Here is a 255-nt window from a genome sequence, read left to right on the forward strand (position 1 = left end):
AAGGGGAAGAGCCTAAACCAACGGGTTTACCTGTTGGGGTAGTGGGACAGCGATATCGAATCCCAGAGACTAGACGAAGCAGCTAAATACTGCACCAGAGGAGGTGAAAGTCCTGTAGTCGAAAGTTGAAGGATAGTAGCTGAATCCCGAGTAGTACGGGGCACGAGGAATCCCGTATGAATCAGCGAGGACCATCTCGTAAGGCTAAATACTACTGTGTGACCGATAGAGAACAAGTACCGCGAGGGAAAGGTG

General features: G+C 50.2%; 1 rRNA gene. It reads left to right on the plus strand.

What is annotated here, in order from left to right:
- Window positions 1-255 (plus strand): 23S ribosomal RNA (locus A0J48_RS26650); the annotation flags it as partial.

Origin of the sequence: Sphaerospermopsis aphanizomenoides BCCUSP55 (assembly GCF_001586785.1) — a bacterium.
GTDB classification, from domain to species: Bacteria; Cyanobacteriota; Cyanobacteriia; order Cyanobacteriales; family Nostocaceae; genus Sphaerospermopsis_A; species Sphaerospermopsis_A aphanizomenoides_A.